Source organism: Demequina sp. TMPB413 (assembly GCF_020447105.2).
Lineage (GTDB): Bacteria > Actinomycetota > Actinomycetes > Actinomycetales > Demequinaceae > Demequina.
Genome location: NZ_CP096184.1, coordinates 643,907 through 660,141 on the forward strand (window position 1 = coordinate 643,907; position 16,235 = coordinate 660,141).

The window sequence follows — 16,235 nt, forward strand, 5'->3', positions numbered from 1 at the left end:
TGCAGTACCCGTCGCCTGACGCGAGCCACACCGAGGCCGCACTGAACGGGTGGCGTTCATTCTTGTGGCAACATCAGATGACACGCACGACGTACCTCGGTGCTCGCTACCCTGATCGAGTTCCGTCACAATACAACCTCTGGAGCAAGACTTGAGCGACGCGATCGAGCCCGTTGAGGAGCTGCTGAAATCAACTGATCTAGGGGCTCCGGTAACTGCCGAAGAGTCGGGTGCTCACGGAGAAACCGCGCTCCCTTCGTTGACTCTTGCACTGTTCAGGACAGCCGCGAAGGAGTTCGCTACCGAACTCACCCAAACTCCTCTTCCAAGCCTTTACGGTGCGACAGACGGCAAGGCCGTGGGCACCAAAGTCGAAGCAATGTTCAAGGAACATCTGCAGGATCGCTACGACCTGGCCGTCGGCAACGCTGCCAACGGTCTCGATTTCCCCTCGCTGAATCTTGATCTGAAGGTGACATCCAAGAAGCAGCCTCAGTCGTCGTCTCCGTATCGCGCCGCCACGCAGAAGATCTATGGCCTTGGTTACAGCTTGTTGGTCATCGTCTACGTCAAGCGGGACGAAGCAACCGAGCAAGCGGCGTACCTCGACATTGAGAACGTCATCTATATCGACAAGACCCGCACCAGCGACTACACGTTAACTAAGACGATCCGCGAGATCATCGCCAACGGCGAGACCGACGCACGAGACGCGATCATCGACGATCTCGATGCGCTGCTACAAGACAAGAACATCCCTCTAGACGAGGTTAGCCGACGCCAGCTCGCTGAGCGATTGATCGATGACATCCCCGAGCAGGGTGTGCTGACCATCTCGAATGCGCTTCAATGGCGACTTCAGTACAGCCGGGCCATTAGCACTGCGACCGCAAAGACCATCGCTCCGGAGGTTGAGGACCTTCGTGCCTAACAACGAATTCGGTGACTTCCAGACGCCTCTTGGCCTGGCGACGCAGTGCCTCAAGGTTCTCGGGCTTCCCGAGAACGCTCGCGTATTCGAGCCCACTTGTGGCGTCGGGGCCTTTCTTGAAGCGGCAGCTAAGGTCGCCCCGGCGTCGGAGCGTTTCGGCGTCGAGATCAATGCAGAGTACGCTGCCGAGGCCTCCCTTTGGGGCAAGGTCACTACAGCTAACGTTTTCCAGTTCGCGCTGCCCGACGCGGCAGATTGGGAGACCGACGGTCCATTGTTCGTCATTGGGAACCCACCCTGGGTCACTGCTGCGGAACTGAAGCGGATGGACTCTGAGAACGTTCCCGCGAAGGAGAACATTAAGAAGGTCAAGGGACTGGACGCACTGCTCGGCTCATCGAACTTTGACGTATGCGAGTACATCATCTTGAAGGCTCTTCGCGAGTTCTCAAGCCAGGCGTTTGTTCTCGGGATGCTGTGCAAGACGCACGTAGCGCGCAATGTGATCGATTATGCCGCGAGCATCGCGCTGCCAATAGCCGATGCTAAGGTCTATCGGATCGATGCGATGCGCTGGTTCGATGCCGCGGTAGACGCGTGCTGGTTCACCATCGAAGTGAATCCTGCCGTCGAGCCGGACTACACGGTAGCGATCCACGATGACGTCTTCACGCCTGATGCGGCGTCAATTGGTCGGTTCGGTGTCGTCGATTCACTTCTCGTTGCCGACGTGGACAAGTATATTGCCGTGCGAGAGGCCGACGGCAAGTCGCCCTACGTTTGGAGATCGGGCTTGAAGCACGATGCCTCAAGCGTATTCGAGCTCGTCGCAACCCCGCAGCCAGCGACGAAGGCTGGCCAGCAGCTCGATCTCGAACCTGAGTACGTCTTCCCTCTGCTCAAGTGCACCGACATCTTCCGCGGTCGGCATCGTGAGCACACCAAGTGGGTGATCGTGCCTCAGATGGAGTTCGGGGCACCCACTAACCATCTCGCAGTGACCGCGCCAAATCTTTGGAACTACCTGGAGTCGAACGCAGCCGCAATTGACGGTCGCAAGTCATCGATCTATCGAAACCGTCCCCGGTTCTCTGTCTTCGGTCACGGCCCTTACACATTTGCCCCGTACAAGATCGCAATCTCCGGGCTTCATAAGCAGCCAACTTTCAGGCTGGTTACCCCGCTCAATGACCAACCGGTGGTCCTGGACGACACGTGCTACCTCTTGCCGTTCGAGGACCCAACGGAGGCAGTCGTTGTGGCATCGGTCCTGAATAGCCCCCAATGTATCGCTCTGATTGAGTCGCTGGTCTTCTGGGATTCCAAGCGCCCCATCACCAAGAAGCTCCTCTCCAGGTTAGACATCAACCGGCTTCCCGTGGACGCGGAGTCGGTCGTTACGCATGCGGCGGCGCTGGCGGATGAGTATCGCCTTCCCTTTGATGCGGTCAGGGCATCCTCGTTGATCGGACGCTTTGGTGAGCCTGCTGAGACCGAGTTCGCACTCTTCTGACATGGGTTGGATGGAACTTCACCCTGAACTCCACGGACGAGAAGAGGCCCGGGGGTCTGATGCAAGAGTTGGTGACGACTTGACCTGACCGACGGGCCGCGCTGCGCAGCGCGGTTGGAGGGCAGCCGCAGCGGGAGGTATCCCGCCTTCACAATCATGAGGACGGGACTACCGAGCTACTCGGACCCGGGCTTCCGGTCGACTCCATAGTCGGCGAAGATCTCCGCGACCATTTCTGCGTCCGCATTCAGTTCCTGCTCGTAGAGAAAGTCGATGATCTCTGCGCCACACATTCGATTCGCGACCATGACAACGTCACGGTAGAGAGTCGCGTCGCCGAGCGGTGCTATGAGAATGACCCGCTGCCAGAGTCCCGGCAGCGTGGGGTAGGCCAACGCGGCGCACACCGCCACGTGGTACTCGAACCCCCGAAGCGCGTCGATCACACCTTCCGGCTCGGAGTCGCTTTCAGGTTGGGGTTCGCCGTCGAAGAGCTCGGGTGACAGGAGTTGGTCCGCGAGCCAGCTCAGGGCTGGCGCGAAGAGCATGTCGTGACGCAGCGCTTTCACGCAGGTCGTCCAAGAGTGCTCTCCCGGAGCCCACGTCATCTCAGCTTCGAAAGAGTCGCGGGCTTGCTCGGCGATTTCCAGGGCACCGCGCAGAGGTTCGAAGCAACGGGCCTTGGCGCGATACTCGCCTTCGAGGCTGTTGTCCGCTTTCCATATTTCGGCGGCCTCGAGATATCTTCCCGACCAGAGCAACGCGTCGCCCAAGAGCGCCGAGGCGCTGAGATCTCCAGCCTCGACGGCAATTTCATAGCGTGCCGCCGCATCGCTGTACCGACTAGAGAGGAAAGCGTGGCCTGCAATCTGGCGTTGCCAATGGGGGTCGTCCGCCAGGGTGGAGTCAAGATCCTCTGCATACAGAGCCAACTCGTATGCACGATCATGGTCTTCCGAGGCAACGAGTTGGCGGGCGCGGTCGAGCGCGATTCGTACCACTTCCGGTGAGGCATCGCGATGCCGACGCATTACCCACTGCCGGATCTCTTCGGCCAGGCGATCCCGCCACGCGAACGCTCCGGGCATCAAACTTAGCGCCACGAGACTCACGGGCCCGACGGCGTCGGGGCTGTCGTCCACGTCTTTCGCCAGACTGATCGCGTCATCTATGGACCCGTACGCGGCTAGTGTCCGCACAGCGAAGCCGTGGAGTCCCTGATACGCCATGGTGCTCTGTCGCCAATGACCAAGGACAAGCGGAGTTGAGGCGTCGTGATAGCCAAGTGCGTCGAGTTCGTGCGCGATCGCGAGGCATATGTCGGACACCAATCGATCGGGGGCAATGCTCGCGCCGCCGCGACCAGTACCGTAGTGAAGCACGCCTCCTGCACGCCCTGGCGGCTGAAAGTGGATCTCGTCCCGAGCGATCCGCACGTCGACATGCGGCACTTCAGTGGCGTCAGCGTCGACGAGGGCATCGAATACCCGCAGCGCCCGAAGCGCCTTCACCTTGATCTGCCCAGCTGAGTTCCCACCTACGCTCCCTTGCGCGCGCAACCTCACGCGCAAGGGGAACTGTGCGTACCCGCGCTTCAGTTCCCGTGCGGCGGCGACTTCGGCTTCAAGTTGGCTCCACGCGGCGGCCGAGAGTTGGTCGTCAGCGGTGAATGTGACCGTCATAGTCTTCTGCCCGGGCTTGTTCCTATACGGGTCGATGCGATGGGCCCAGCGGCACCAGAACGTGTCCGAGCTCGCATCCCAGAGCACTAGCAGCACAAGCTGATCCAACGCTCGCCAGTAGTTGAGAGTCTCGACCCGAATGCGGACTTGAGGTCCGGACTTAACTTCACTCGTGGCTTTGAGTTGAACCGCGAATCCCAAACCAGTCAACTGGCCGTTTGAAGTGATTTCGACGTCAACGTCGATGCCGTAATCGTGCTCGCGACGATCAGTCGCCATGGCTCCCGTCTCGTGCACCAGGCTGCGGAACCTGTCACGACTCGCGTCTTCAAGTACGTGTGATCGAGAGCGCTTTGGGAATGCCGGAACATCGGCCGCGCGCAAGGCGTAGTTGTCTGTTGACGGCGCTCAGCGAAATTCCCCAGTCTTGCTCGGCGAAGTTCCCCAGGTCGCGGGGTCAGGTTAGCGGAAGTTTGTGCCGGTTGTGACGCGGCGTAGTTCGTCGGCTGCGGCGGCGTGGTTGCGGAGCCGGTAGGAGCCTCCGTCGAGGGTGACGACGACGGATCGGTGTAGGAGTCGGTCGAGCATCGCGGCGGCGACGGTGGTGTCGCCGAGGATCTCGCCCCAGGCGCCGACGGGCCGGTTCGTGGTGATCACGATCGACGTTTTCAGGTAACGCTGGTTGATGACCTGGAACAGTGCTGACGCGGCCTCGGCGGGCAACGGCAGGTAGCCCAGCTCGTCGATCACGAGCAGTGTGGGTCCGGCGAAGAACCGCATCATGGTGCCCCATTTGCCCTCGATCGCGGCGCGGTGGCAGCGGGCGGCGAGGTCGGCGGCGGAGGTGAAGTAGGTGCGATAACCGGCCGTCACAGCCGCATGGCCGAGGCCGGTCGCGATGTGGGTTTTCCCGACTCCGGGAGGGCCGATCAGGAGCACGTTGGTTGCGGTGTCGAGGTAGCGGCAGGTGCCAAGCTCGGTCAGGAGGTTGCTGTCGATGCCGGAGGCGGCGTCGAGGTCGAAGTCGGCAAGGGTCGCACCGGTGGGTAGGTTCGCGAAGCGGAACCGGCCGGCCAGGCGTCTGGCGTCGGTCGCGGTGACCTCGATGGCGAGCAGGCGCTCGAGGGTGTGAGTCAGCGACCAGCCCTCGGCTTGGGCTTGGTCCAGGACGCGGGGCAGGGCGTCGGCGGCGTCGTCGAGTTTCAGTTCGGTGAGGTGGCCGCGTAGTTGCTGAAACACGCTCGCCGGCGTCGCGGCCGTCGTCGCCGTCAGGGTGGAAGCGGTGGTGAGTGGTGTGTTCATTGGAGGGTGTTCCTGTTCTTCGCGGCCGTCTCGTAGGCGGCCAGGCTGATCACGGTGGTGGGTTCGGTGGCGCTAGTGAGCGCCATGGCGGCGCGGCGGGCCGCGGTGCCCGGTGGGATGCGTTCCTTCTTCCGGTGCGGGCGGCCTGGAGGCGCAGCGGCCAGGGCGATGGTCTCCAGGGCGGTGACGTGTCTGCTGTCGCGGATCGTGACCCCCAGCCCCGGCTCGGCAACCTGGTGCCGTGCCAGCACCACGCCGGAGATGGTCCCGATATCGATGGTGGCCGCACCGAGGCGTTGATGGACGATGACGCGGGCCGCAGCCAGTTCCGGCGGGACCGAGTACCGGTTCCCGCGCCAATCGATCAGCGCCTGCCGTGTCGCGGTGCGCTCCTCGGTCACCACCACCGGGAACAGCATCGGTGGCAACGGGCTCAGCCGTTCCGCAGCGAACATGACTGCGGCCGTCGTGGACCCGTCGCGTCCCTCACGGCGTCGACCGTCCTGCCCTTGGGCGAACGCGGTCAGGCGTTGCTGCGCTTGCTCAAGGGTGACATCGTCCGCAAGGTTGCGCCACCAACGCTGGGCGGCGGTGTGGTTGTTCTTCTCGACCACGCCCTTGCGGTTGCCCGACCGGGGCCGGCAAGCGACGACGCTGACCGCGTGGTGCTTGGAGAACGCGGCGAACATTGGTGTCAGATCACTCGTCCCCGCCTTCAGCACGGTGCTCATCCGGTCGAACCGCCACGTCTTCGTCACGCCGCCCAGCAGGCCCAGCAGCACCGTCATCGCGGCCAGCAGGTGGGGCAGGTCCATCGACGGGGAGATCACCGCCCGCCAAACCCCCGAGTGCGCGAGCGAACCCACGAGGACGTAGGCGCGTTTGGTTGGGAACGCCCAGTCGGCCGGGGCGTCGGGCAACTCGACCCAGTCGAACTGCGTCTCCTCACCCGGCGGGTGGACGATGATCGCGTTGGGCCGCTTGGTCACATGCGCGCAGGCCGTGCAGGCCGGCCGCAAACTCCGGTCCCGGATCTGGCGAGTCAAGGTCTGATACGACCCTTCGAAGCCCAGTGGCACGAGCTCGTCCAGCAGCGTCACCGCCCACAGATGCGGGTCCTCGCTCAGACGGGCGGTGACGTAGGCGATGAACGCGTCGAACAGATCCGGGGCGGCACGGTGACGCACTCCTGGGGTGCGTTGGCCAGCCAGATAGGCGCGGATTGTCTTGCGGTCGTGATCGGTGCGCCGGGCGATCTCACTGATCGTCATCCCCTGGCGTTTGAGCGCGTGGATGTCCACGTCGTCCTCCTCTGAAAGCATAGGAGCAGGGCCTTTCTCGAGCTGGTGTGTGGTCGAAGACCATCAGCATCGAGGAAGGCCCGCTTCTATGTGCGGAAGCGACCCGGAGTGGGGAATTTCAGTGAGCAGAACTGAGGAATTTCAGTGAGCGCCGTCACTGTGCCCAGCCGCATGTATCGCCTACTCCAGAACCCGTCGTCAAGAACCATTGCCGTCACCGCCATGCTATGGCACGTCTCTGACGGCGGGCTCAGATCAGGTGTCGCCTAACTCCGCACCGCGCCCATTTTCTTGACGAGATTGTCGGCGACCTCGTTGAACTGTTTGGGTACAGAGGTGACTGCGCGCGTTCGAGTACTTGAACTGCATGGATGCAATCGAGGTGTAGGTGAGTCACGTCCTTGGGTAAAGACGTCGAAAGGCCGGGCGGCGAGTGCACACCGGTGCGCCAACACCCCCTGCGACTAACCCCCGATAGCGCTCATCGGCCGGCTCGGCTGCACAAAGCTCGGGTCGTCGATCCCATGCCCAGGGAGCTTGCGCGCCACGCATGCGATCATCGCCTCCGCCAGCCGGTCATCATCCGCGCCGTCGCGCATCAGGGTGCGCAGGTCCGACTCCTCGTGGGAGAACAGGCAGTTGCGGAACTGGCCATCGGCGGTCAACCGCACGCGGTCGCAGCGGTCGCAGAACTTGCGCGTCACCGAGGCGATCACGCCGACGGTGGCGTCCGTCCCCTTGATGCGGAACTTCTCCGCAGGCGCGGAGCCGTCGTGACCCAGCGGCTCCAGCGTGAACCGCGTCGCAACAGCGGCAAGGATCTCCTCCGCCGTCACCATCTCCTCGCGCCGCCACGTGTGCCCGCCGTCCAGCGGCATGTGCTCGATGAACCGCATCTCAAGCCCGCGTTCCACAGCAAAGGAGACCAGGTCAGCGACCTCGTCGTCATTGACTCCGCGCATGATGAGCGCGTTGAGCTTGATGGGGGAGAAGCCCACCACCCTGGCCGCCTCGATGCCCGCCAGCGTGTCCGCGAGTCGGTCGCGGCGCGTCAGGTCGATGAACCGCGCCCGCTGCAGCGTGTCGATCGAGATGTTGACGCGGTCCAGCCCCGCATCACGCAGCGGCGCCGCCAACGCCGGAAGGCGCAGCGCGTTCGTGGTGAGCGACAGGTCCAGCGGCCCATCAGGGGTCTCGATGGCGGCCAGCGCACGCACCACGTCCACCACGTCGGGCCGCAGCAGCGGCTCGCCGCCCGTGAGCCGCACCTCGCGCACGCCCAGCCCCACGGCCACGCTGGCCAGGCGGACCAGCTCCTCCGTACTCAGCAGCGTGGGCCCCTTGAGCCACGGCACGCCCTCCGCCGGCATGCAGTACGTACAGCGCAGCGAGCAGCGGTCCGTCAGCGAGATCCGCAGATCCCGGTGCACGCGCCCGTAGCGGTCAACAAGTTCAGTCATGTGATCCCCACCCAGGTGTGCGAACCGTCGGACAGGATTTCGCGCTTCCACACCGGAAGCTCCGCCTTGACGCGCTCCACCGCGTCCCGGCAGGCGGCAAACGCCTCCGCCCGATGCGCCGACGCCGCGGCAGCCACAATCGCGGGTTCGCCCACGCCCAGCAGCCCCACGCGATGCGTGAGCGCCAACACGGCATCATGGCGTGCCTCCACCTCGGCCACCACACGCTCAAGAGTGGCGGCGGCGTCAGGGTGAGCCGAGTACTCGAGGTGCGTCACCTCGCCCTCAACGCTCGGATCGTGATCGCGCACCAGCCCCACAAACGTCGCCACCGCGCCGTGGGTGGGGTCGGCCACGGCCGCCACGTGAGCGTCGAGAGACAAGGGCAAAGAAGACAGCGCGGCGATGGCGGGCATCAGTGATCCTCCCCGTCCAGTTGCGCGAGGGCGTGCGGCAACACGGCAGCCAGCACACCAGCGGCAGAGCGCGCCGCGCCCGTTGACCCGGCCACGTTCACCACGATCGCCGGACGGTCCCTACCGGTGAGCCCCGCAAGGCCGCGCGATAAGACCGCGCCAGGCACAGCGTCGGCGTCCACCGCCCGCAAGCGCTCCGCAAGACCGGGCAACAGCCGTGCAAGAACGCGCGCCGTTCCCTCTGGCGTGAGGTCGCGCGGGCCGATGCCCGTGCCGCCCGTGGTCACCACCACGCGGGCGCCCTCGGCGACGGCCGCGAGAATCACCCGTTCCACCTCGTCGGCGCCGTCGGGGACCACGGACGTGACCACCGACGCCCCCAACTCACGCAAGGCGTCGGCGAGCACGGGGCCCGACGCGTCGGCGCGCTCGCCGCGTGACGAACGGTCAGAGACCGTCACCACGGCAACAACGACGCCAGCGAGAGTGGGGGACATGGTGTCAGTGTAAGAAGACGCGTGTTACGCGCCGATTGCGGCCTCAGCGCGACGCTTGATCAGCAGCCTCCAGGCGGTGTCACGCTCGGCGTATTCCACCTCGTAGATGCCGGGCCAGCGGTCCTCGATCTGCGCGAGCAGCGGCAACGGATCGTGCGGCGCGACCAGTTCGATTCCCTGCGCGGAACCCTCCAGCGCGCCAAAGATGGCGGCGTGGCGGATCTCGTGAGGGATCTCAGAGGCGACCAGCACCGGCAGGGTCGCGGAGTTGTTCTCCCCGCAGGTGCAGGTGTGAGGGTGGTTGTTGCCGGGCATTCCAAGGTCGGAAGTCATGATTCTCCTAGATGTGGGGTGGGTAGGGGATGGGGACAATTAGTCGCGACGGCTCGGCTCCCAGCCGCGGCGTGTAGCCCGGCTGCCGGTGGAGTGCGGCGTCTTGGTGCGGTAGACCACGTACGGCCTGACCACGTACTGCAGCGGCGCGCTCAGCACGTGCACCAGTCGCGTGAAGGGCCACACGCTGAACAGCAGCAGGCCCGCCACCACGTGCAGCTGGAAGATGAGCGGCGCGGACGCCATGTGCTCCGGTTGCGGCTGGAACATGAGGATGGAGCGCGCCCACACGGACACGTCCTCGCGGTAGTTGTGGCCCTCGCCAAACAGCCCTGACGCGAACCACGAGGCGCTCACGCCCAGCACGATCGCGCTCGCCAGGAACACATACATGACCTTGTCGTTCGCGGTGGTGCGCTGGAACACCCGCGCGTTGCTGCGGCGCCGGTAGATCAGCAGGGCCATGCCGACGATGGTGGCGGTGCCGGCGACCAGGCTGAGGGGCATCGTCAACGAGTGATAGACGTCCTCCTTGACGCCCCACGCATCGGTCCACGACTGGGGAATCAGCAGCCCCAAGAAGTGGCCGCCGATCACGGCGAGGGCGCCAAAGTGGAACAGCGGGCTCGCGATGCGCATGATGCGCGTCTCGTACAGCTGGCTCGAGCGCGTGGTCCAGCCAAACTTGTCGTAGCGGTAGCGCCAGATGAGACCCACCACCAGGGTCGCGGCGGTCACGTAGGGCAGGACGACCCAGAGGAGCAGGTTGGCGCTCGAGGGCGCGGATTCCTCGATGACGGTCATCGTGAGCGTGTTCATCTGCGTCCTCCGATGTCGACCGACGCGGGGGCCGTGGGGAAGGGATCAAGCCCGACGGTCTCCACAGGTGGGCCGCTCTTGGCCAGGGCTGCCATGCGCTCCGCGATCTCGGGGGTCATGGCTGGCAGGGTGGCGAGCACGGCGTCCAGCACGTGCACGTAGGGAGAGCCGAGCGCATTGAGTGCCTCGCGCAGCAGCCCAATGGCCACCCTGTGCTCCACCAGCAGCGCCTCACCCGTGAGGGTGTTGCCGATCGCGGCGAACTCGAGCACCACGGCCAGGTGGTCGGGCAGTTCCGCATCGCCCACGTCAAAGCCGCTCGCCAGGTACGCCTGCTTGAACCGCACAATCGAGAAACCGCGGTTGCGCGTATCCCCGTCCGTCCAGAACGTCAGGTACGGGCACGCCTTGCGCTTCATGTCGAACGTGGCGACGTAGTCCTTCTGCGCGTCCAGCAGCGGCACCTCTTCGAGGTACGCCAAGAACTGGCGCAGCGCGGTGCGCACCTTGGAAGGCGACTCCTCGACCACCTGGGTGATCTCTGGCAACCGCTGGATCAAAGCGTCGTCCGGGTACCACAGCAGCCAGGAGGCGGCCAGGCGTGCGGCGGCGGTCGACTCACTCATCGCGGGCCCTCACCTTCGGGATTCCGAGGGGCACTCCCGTGCCGTTCCAGTGGGGCAGGTTGAGATCGGGCGACAAGGGCGCCGAGGGATCGGAACGCAAATGGTCCTTGCCCTTGAGGGCGTGGAAGCTCTCTGCCGCGACCGGTTGAGGGCGCGGGCTGTTTGCCGTGGGGGCGCCGCCGGGGAACTGGCCCACGCCGCCCACTCCGTCGAGCGAGCACGCCAGATCCTCCAGTTCCTTGCCCACCTCGGCGTGCGCGGCGGGGATCACGTAGCGGTCCTCGTACTTGGCGATCGCGAGCAGCCGGTAGAGCTCGAGGATCGACTCCTCCGACAGCCCCACTCGCGCCGGCAGTTCCGGTCGCAACGCATTGCCCACGTTCTTGTCGCGCATGTACGAACGCATCACCGACAGCGTGTCGAGTGAGCGCAGTACGGGCTTGGGATCGCCTGCCGTGAACAGCTCAGCCAGGTACTCGACGGGAATGCGCAGCGAGCGCAAGGCGCCGAACAGGTTGTCGGCGTCCTCGGCGTCGTGCCCCGTCTCGCGCAGCGCGTCCACGATGGGCGAGAGCGGCGGGATGTACCAGACCATCGGCATCGTCCGGTATTCGGGGTGAAGCGGAAGCGCCACCCTGAACTCCTTCGCAAGCCGGTAGACGGGGGAGCGGCGTGCCGCCTCCATCCAGTCGTCGGGGATGCCGTCGCGCTTGGCGGCCGCCTGCACCTCGGGGTCGTGGGGGTCAAGGATGAGGTCCAGTTGCGCCTCGTAGAGGTCCTGCTCATTGGGCGTGGCCGCGGCCTCGGTGACCTTGTCGGCGTCGTACAGGAACAGGCCCAAGTACCGCAGCCGCCCTACGCACGTCTCGGAACACACCGTCGGCTGGCCTGCCTCGATGCGCGGGTAGCACATCGTGCATTTCTCGGCCTTGCCGGTCGCGTGGTTGAAGAACACCTTCTTGTAGGGGCAGCCGGTGACGCACATGCGCCAGCCCCTGCACTGGTCTTGGTCAACCAGCACGATGCCGTCCTCTGCCCGCTTGTACATCGCGCCTGACGGGCAGGCGGCAACGCACGACGGGTTGAGGCAGTGTTCGCAAATGCGCGGCAGGTAGAACATGAACGCCTGCTCGAACTCAAAGCTGACGCGGTCCGTCACATCGGACTTGATCTTCTTGACGATCGGGTCCATGTGGCCGTGCTCAGGTGCGCCGCCAAGGTCGTCGTCCCAGTTGGCCGACCATTCGATCTTCATGGGCTTGCCCGTGATGGTCGAGCGCGGCTGGGCGACGGGGCTGTGCTCCTGCAACGGCGCGGACAGGAGGTTGTCGTAGTCGTACGTCCACGGCTCGTAGTAGTCGCTCACGTCCGGCAGGTTGGGGTTGCTGAAGATGCTCGCGAGGCGCTTGAGCCGCCCACCCGAGCGCAACTTGAGCTTGCCGCGCTTGTTGAGCACCCAGCCGCCCTTCCAGCGTTCTTGGTCCTGGTAGGTGCGCGGATAGCCCTGGCCAGGCCTGGTCTCCACGTTGTTGAACCACGCGTACTCCATGCCGTCGCGGTTGGTCCACGCCTGCTTGCACGTCACCGAGCACGTGTGGCAGCCGATGCATTTGTCGAGGTTCATCACCATGCCGACTTGGGCCATGACCTTCATGAGTACCTCACCTCCTGCGAGCGCCTGCGTATCACGGTGACCTCGTCTCGCTGGTTGCCCGTGGGGCCCAGGTAGTTGAAGGCGAAGGAGAGCTGGCCGTAGCCGCCCACCAAGTGCGTCGGCTTGATCATGAGGCGGGTGAGCGAGTTGTGAATGCCCCCTCGCTTGCCCGACTCCTCCGCGATGGGGACATCCACCAGGCGGTCCTTGGCGTGGTACATGTACACCGTTCCTGCGGGCATGCGGTGCGACACGATCGCGCGCGCCACCACCACCCCGTTGCGGTTGTACGCCTCGATCCACTCGTTGTCCTTGACGCCAATCGTCTCGGCGTCCTCCACGCTCATCCAGATGTCGGGCCCGCCGCGCGACAGCGACAGCATGTACTGGTTGTCCTGGTAATTCGAGTGGATCGACCACTTGGAGTGGGGGGTCAGGTAGCGCACGGTCACTTCCCGGCCGACGCCGGTTTGCTGATCGCCGAAGATGCGGTGCATGTTGAGCGGCGGGCGGTACGTGGGCAGGTTCTCGCCTAGTTCCGTCATCCAGTCGTGGTCGAGGAAGAAGTGCTGACGTCCCGTGAGGGTGTGCCACGGCTTGAGCCGCTCCACGTTGATCGCAAACGCGGTGTAGCGGCGCCCGCCGTGCTCGCTGCCGGACCACTCTGGGCTGGTGATGACGGGCACCGGCCGCGCTTGCGTGTCAGCAAACGTGATGCGGCTGCCCTCGTGATCCTCCGCGAGGTCCGCGAGCCGCTGGCCGGTGCGCTTCTCGAGGTCCCTGAAGCCCTCGACGGATACGCGCCCGTTGGTGGTGCCCGACAGCGCGAGGATGGTCTCGCACGCATGCACCGCTGTGACCAGGGACGGACGCCCGGCCGCCGGGCCATTGGGGATGACGCCGTTCACACTCGCGAGCAGCTCCACCTCCTTGGCGGGGTTGACCGCCACGCCTTTGGTGTTGGTGCCCAGCTTCTCGACCAGCGGGCCGAGCGCCGACATCTTGTCAGCGAACTGCGAGTAGTCCCGCTCGACCAGCACAAACTTGGGCGCGGTCTTGCCGGGGATCAGGTCTGTCTCGCCCGTCTTCCAATCGCCGACGATGCCGCTGGGTAGCGCCATAGCGTCGGCCGTGTCGTGGAGCAAGGGCACGGCCACCAGGTCGGTGCGCTTGCCCAGGTGACCGATCGACAGGTCCGTGACCGAGCGCGCGAGTTCCTGGAACGTGTCGTAGTCGCTCTTGGTCTCCCACGGCGGGTTGATGGCAGGGGTGAAGGCGTGCACGAACGGGTGCATGTCCGTGCTCGACAGGTCGTGCTTCTCATACCAGGTGGCTGCCGGGAAGACGATGTCTGAGTACAGGCCGGTGGACGTCATGCGGTAGTCCATGCTGACCAGCAGGTCGAGCTTGCCGTGGCCGGCCTCGCGCCACGTCACGTCGCGCGGGCGAGAGCCCTCTGGCGACTCCTCTGCCCTGACGGAGCTGTCCGCACCCAGCAGGTGCTTCAAGAAGAACTCGTTGCCCTTGGAAGACGAGCCGATGAGGTTGGCGCGCCACACGGTGAGCACGCGCGGCCAGTTCTGCTCCGCCTCCGGGTCCTCGACGGCGAAGTTGACGTCGCCCGACAGCAGGCGTTCCTTCATGTACTCGCCGGGGCTCTTTCCCGAGGCCACGATCGCGTCGCCCAGGTCGAGGCTGCTGCGGTCGAAGGTGGGGTAGGACGGCATCCAGCCGGAACGCGCCGACTGCGCGATCGCGTCGATCGACTTGAGCCCCTTGAACGTGCCCTCGCCGAGCGGGGACGCGAGGGCCTCCGGACCCATGCCGTCGTAGCGCCACTGGCCGGTGTTGACGTACCAGAACGCGGTGCCGATCATCTGGCGCGGTGGCCGCATCCAGTCGAGCCCGAACGCAAGGGTTGCCCAGCCGGTGACGGGTCGGCACTTTTCTTGACCCACGTAGTGCGCCCAGCCGCCGCCGTTGACGCCTTGGCAACCGGTCAGCGTGATGAGGGCGAGGAACGTGCGGTAGGTCTCGTCCGAGTGGAACCAGTGGTTGGTGCCGGCGCCCAGGATGATCATCGAGCGGCCGCCAGAGTCCTCGGCGTTTTGCGCGAACTCGCGGCCGATGCGCTCGGCCATGGCCGCTGGCACCCCGGTGATCTCTTCTTGCCACGCGGGCGTGTACGGCGTCGGGTCGTCGTAGCCAGTGGGCCAGTCGCCCGGCAGGCCTTCGCGGCCCACTCCGTACTGGGCGAGCATGAGGTCGAACACCGTGGTGACCAGGCGCTCGCCGTGGACGGTGTTGAGCCGCCCTGCCGGGACGCCGCGCGTGTGCACGCCGCCGCCCTCGTTGTCCTCTTGACCGAGATCGAACCGGGGCAGCAGCAGCTCTGCGACCTCGGTGTCGCTCGCCTCGAACAGCGACAGCGCAGGCTCGACGCCCTCGAGGTCGAGGTTCCACTTGCCGACGCCCTCCTCGCCAAAGCGGTGGCCGAGCGAGCCGTTCGGCACGTGGGGAGCGCCGGTGGCCGAGTCGATCAGCACGGTCTTGAACTGCGCGTTCTCGCTGGTATCTCCCAGGTCGGAGGCCGTGACGAACTTGTCAGGGACCCACGCGCCTTCCTTCTCCTTGAGGCTCACCAGGAACGGCAGGTCGCTGTACTTCTTGACGTACTCGACAAAGCGCGGCACCTGGCGCTCGATGAAGAACTCCTTGAGCACCACGTGGCCCATGGCCATGGCGAGCGCGCCGTCGGTGCCGGGGTGAGGGCTCATCCACTCGTCGGCAAACTTGGTGTTGTCCGCGTAGTCGGGCGAGACGGTGACGACCTTTTGGCCGCGGTAGCGCGCCTCCGCCATGAAGTGCGCGTCCGGCGTGCGGGTGACCGGCACGTTGGCGCCCCACATGATGAGGTAGGAGGCGTTCCACCAGTCGGCCGATTCGGGCACGTCTGTCTGGTCGCCGAACACCTGTGGCGAGGCGACGGGAAGGTCCGCGTACCAGTCGTAGAAGCTGAGCATCGAGCCGCCGAGCATGCTGATGAAGCGGCCGCCAGCCGCGTGGGAGGCCATCGACATCGCGGGGATGGGGGAGAAGCCAAACACGCGGTCCGGCCCATGCTCCTTGATGGTGTGCACATGGGCCGCCGCCACGATCTCCTTGGCCTCGTCCCACGAGGCGCGCACCAGTCCGCCCTTGCCGCGGGCACGGTGGTAGCGCTGGCGCGTCTCGGGGTCGCTCACCACTGCCTTCCACGCGTCCACGGGGTCGGGGTGTTCACGCTTGGCGGCGCGGTAGGCCTCGAGCAGCACGCCGCGGATGTAGGGGTAGCGCACGCGCGTGGGGGAGTAGGTGTACCAGGAGAAGGCCGCGCCGCGGGGGCAGCCGCGCGGTTCGTACTCGGGGCTGTCGGCACCCACGGAGGGGTAGTCCGTCTGCTGGGTCTCCCACGTGATCACGCCGTCCTTGACGTAGACCTTCCACGAGCACGAACCGGTGCAGTTCACGCCGTGAGTGCTGCGCACGATCTTGTCGTGGCTCCAGCGGTCGCGATAGAACGCGTCGGCATCGCGCCCGCCTTCGCGGGTCACTGTGCGGAGGTCGTCGGAGACCTTGCCTGGCGTGAAGAAGCGGCCCGCGTTGACCAGGAAGCTCCCGGCAATGCCGCTGGTGCGGTCTGACGTCGTTGTCATGGGGTT

General features: G+C 65.3%; 13 protein-coding genes. 2 read left to right on the plus strand and 11 right to left on the minus strand.

Going from position 1 to position 16,235, the window contains the following annotated elements; all coding sequences use genetic code 11:
• The first annotated feature begins 151 nt into the window (after window positions 1-151).
• Together LGT36_RS03095 and LGT36_RS03100 are read left to right on the plus strand one after the other, a co-directional pair.
• On the plus strand, window positions 152-931 hold the full coding sequence (locus LGT36_RS03095) for a hypothetical protein (protein ID WP_226095647.1): 780 nt from the start codon (window positions 152-154) through the stop codon (window positions 929-931).
• Window positions 924-2,444, plus strand: coding sequence for a hypothetical protein (locus tag LGT36_RS03100; protein ID WP_226095646.1), 1,521 nt, complete (start codon window positions 924-926; stop codon window positions 2,442-2,444). Before LGT36_RS03095 ends, LGT36_RS03100 begins: the two co-directional genes overlap by 8 nt.
• Window positions 2,445-2,620: 176 nt before the next feature.
• Here the strand turns inward: LGT36_RS03100 and LGT36_RS03105 are convergent, their stop codons facing one another.
• The 11 genes from LGT36_RS03105 to LGT36_RS03155 all read right to left on the minus strand — a co-directional run bounded on the left by LGT36_RS03105 (window position 2,621) and on the right by LGT36_RS03155 (window position 16,229).
• Window positions 2,621-4,510: a DUF4365 domain-containing protein gene (locus LGT36_RS03105; RefSeq protein WP_226095645.1), complete on the minus strand. Its 1,890-nt coding sequence runs from the start codon at window positions 4,508-4,510 to the stop codon at window positions 2,621-2,623.
• A gap of 78 nt (window positions 4,511-4,588) precedes the next feature.
• Window positions 4,589-5,428 (minus strand): IS21-like element helper ATPase IstB, encoded by an 840-nt coding sequence (gene istB, locus LGT36_RS03110; protein WP_248642028.1) that lies wholly within the window; start codon window positions 5,426-5,428, stop codon window positions 4,589-4,591.
• Entirely contained in the window at window positions 5,425-6,750 is a 1,326-nt protein-coding gene (locus tag LGT36_RS03115; protein ID WP_248642030.1) for an IS21 family transposase, read from the minus strand. The genes istB and LGT36_RS03115 overlap by 4 nt, the downstream gene beginning before the upstream one ends.
• A gap of 443 nt (window positions 6,751-7,193) precedes the next feature.
• A complete protein-coding gene (moaA, locus tag LGT36_RS03120; protein ID WP_226094894.1) occupies window positions 7,194-8,189 on the minus strand; it encodes a GTP 3',8-cyclase MoaA in 996 nt (331 codons plus the stop codon).
• The gene (locus LGT36_RS03125) at window positions 8,186-8,605 is read right to left on the minus strand and encodes a molybdenum cofactor biosynthesis protein MoaE (RefSeq protein ID WP_226094895.1); all 420 of its coding nucleotides are present in this window, start codon (window positions 8,603-8,605) and stop codon (window positions 8,186-8,188) included. Before LGT36_RS03125 ends, moaA begins: the two co-directional genes overlap by 4 nt.
• A complete protein-coding gene (locus LGT36_RS03130) occupies window positions 8,605-9,102 on the minus strand; it encodes a molybdenum cofactor biosynthesis protein B (protein ID WP_226094896.1) in 498 nt (165 codons plus the stop codon). The genes LGT36_RS03125 and LGT36_RS03130 overlap by 1 nt, the downstream gene beginning before the upstream one ends.
• 24 nt (window positions 9,103-9,126) lie before the next feature.
• Entirely contained in the window at window positions 9,127-9,435 is a 309-nt protein-coding gene (locus LGT36_RS03135; protein WP_226094897.1) for a DUF2249 domain-containing protein, read from the minus strand.
• Window positions 9,436-9,474: 39 nt separating this feature from the next.
• Window positions 9,475-10,254, minus strand: a complete 780-nt coding sequence (narI, locus tag LGT36_RS03140) for a respiratory nitrate reductase subunit gamma (protein WP_226094898.1) — start codon at window positions 10,252-10,254, stop codon at window positions 9,475-9,477.
• Complete coding sequence (narJ, locus tag LGT36_RS03145; protein WP_226094900.1) at window positions 10,251-10,880, minus strand: nitrate reductase molybdenum cofactor assembly chaperone; 630 nt, start codon at window positions 10,878-10,880, stop codon at window positions 10,251-10,253. The genes narI and narJ overlap by 4 nt, the downstream gene beginning before the upstream one ends.
• On the minus strand, window positions 10,873-12,534 hold the full coding sequence (narH, locus tag LGT36_RS03150; RefSeq protein ID WP_226264547.1) for a nitrate reductase subunit beta: 1,662 nt from the start codon (window positions 12,532-12,534) through the stop codon (window positions 10,873-10,875). The genes narJ and narH overlap by 8 nt, the downstream gene beginning before the upstream one ends.
• Window positions 12,531-16,229 carry a nitrate reductase subunit alpha gene (locus LGT36_RS03155; protein ID WP_226264546.1) on the minus strand — a complete coding sequence of 1,233 codons (3,699 nt, stop codon included), beginning with the start codon at window positions 16,227-16,229 and terminating at the stop codon, window positions 12,531-12,533. The genes narH and LGT36_RS03155 overlap by 4 nt, the downstream gene beginning before the upstream one ends.
• Window positions 16,230-16,235 lie beyond the last annotated feature (6 nt).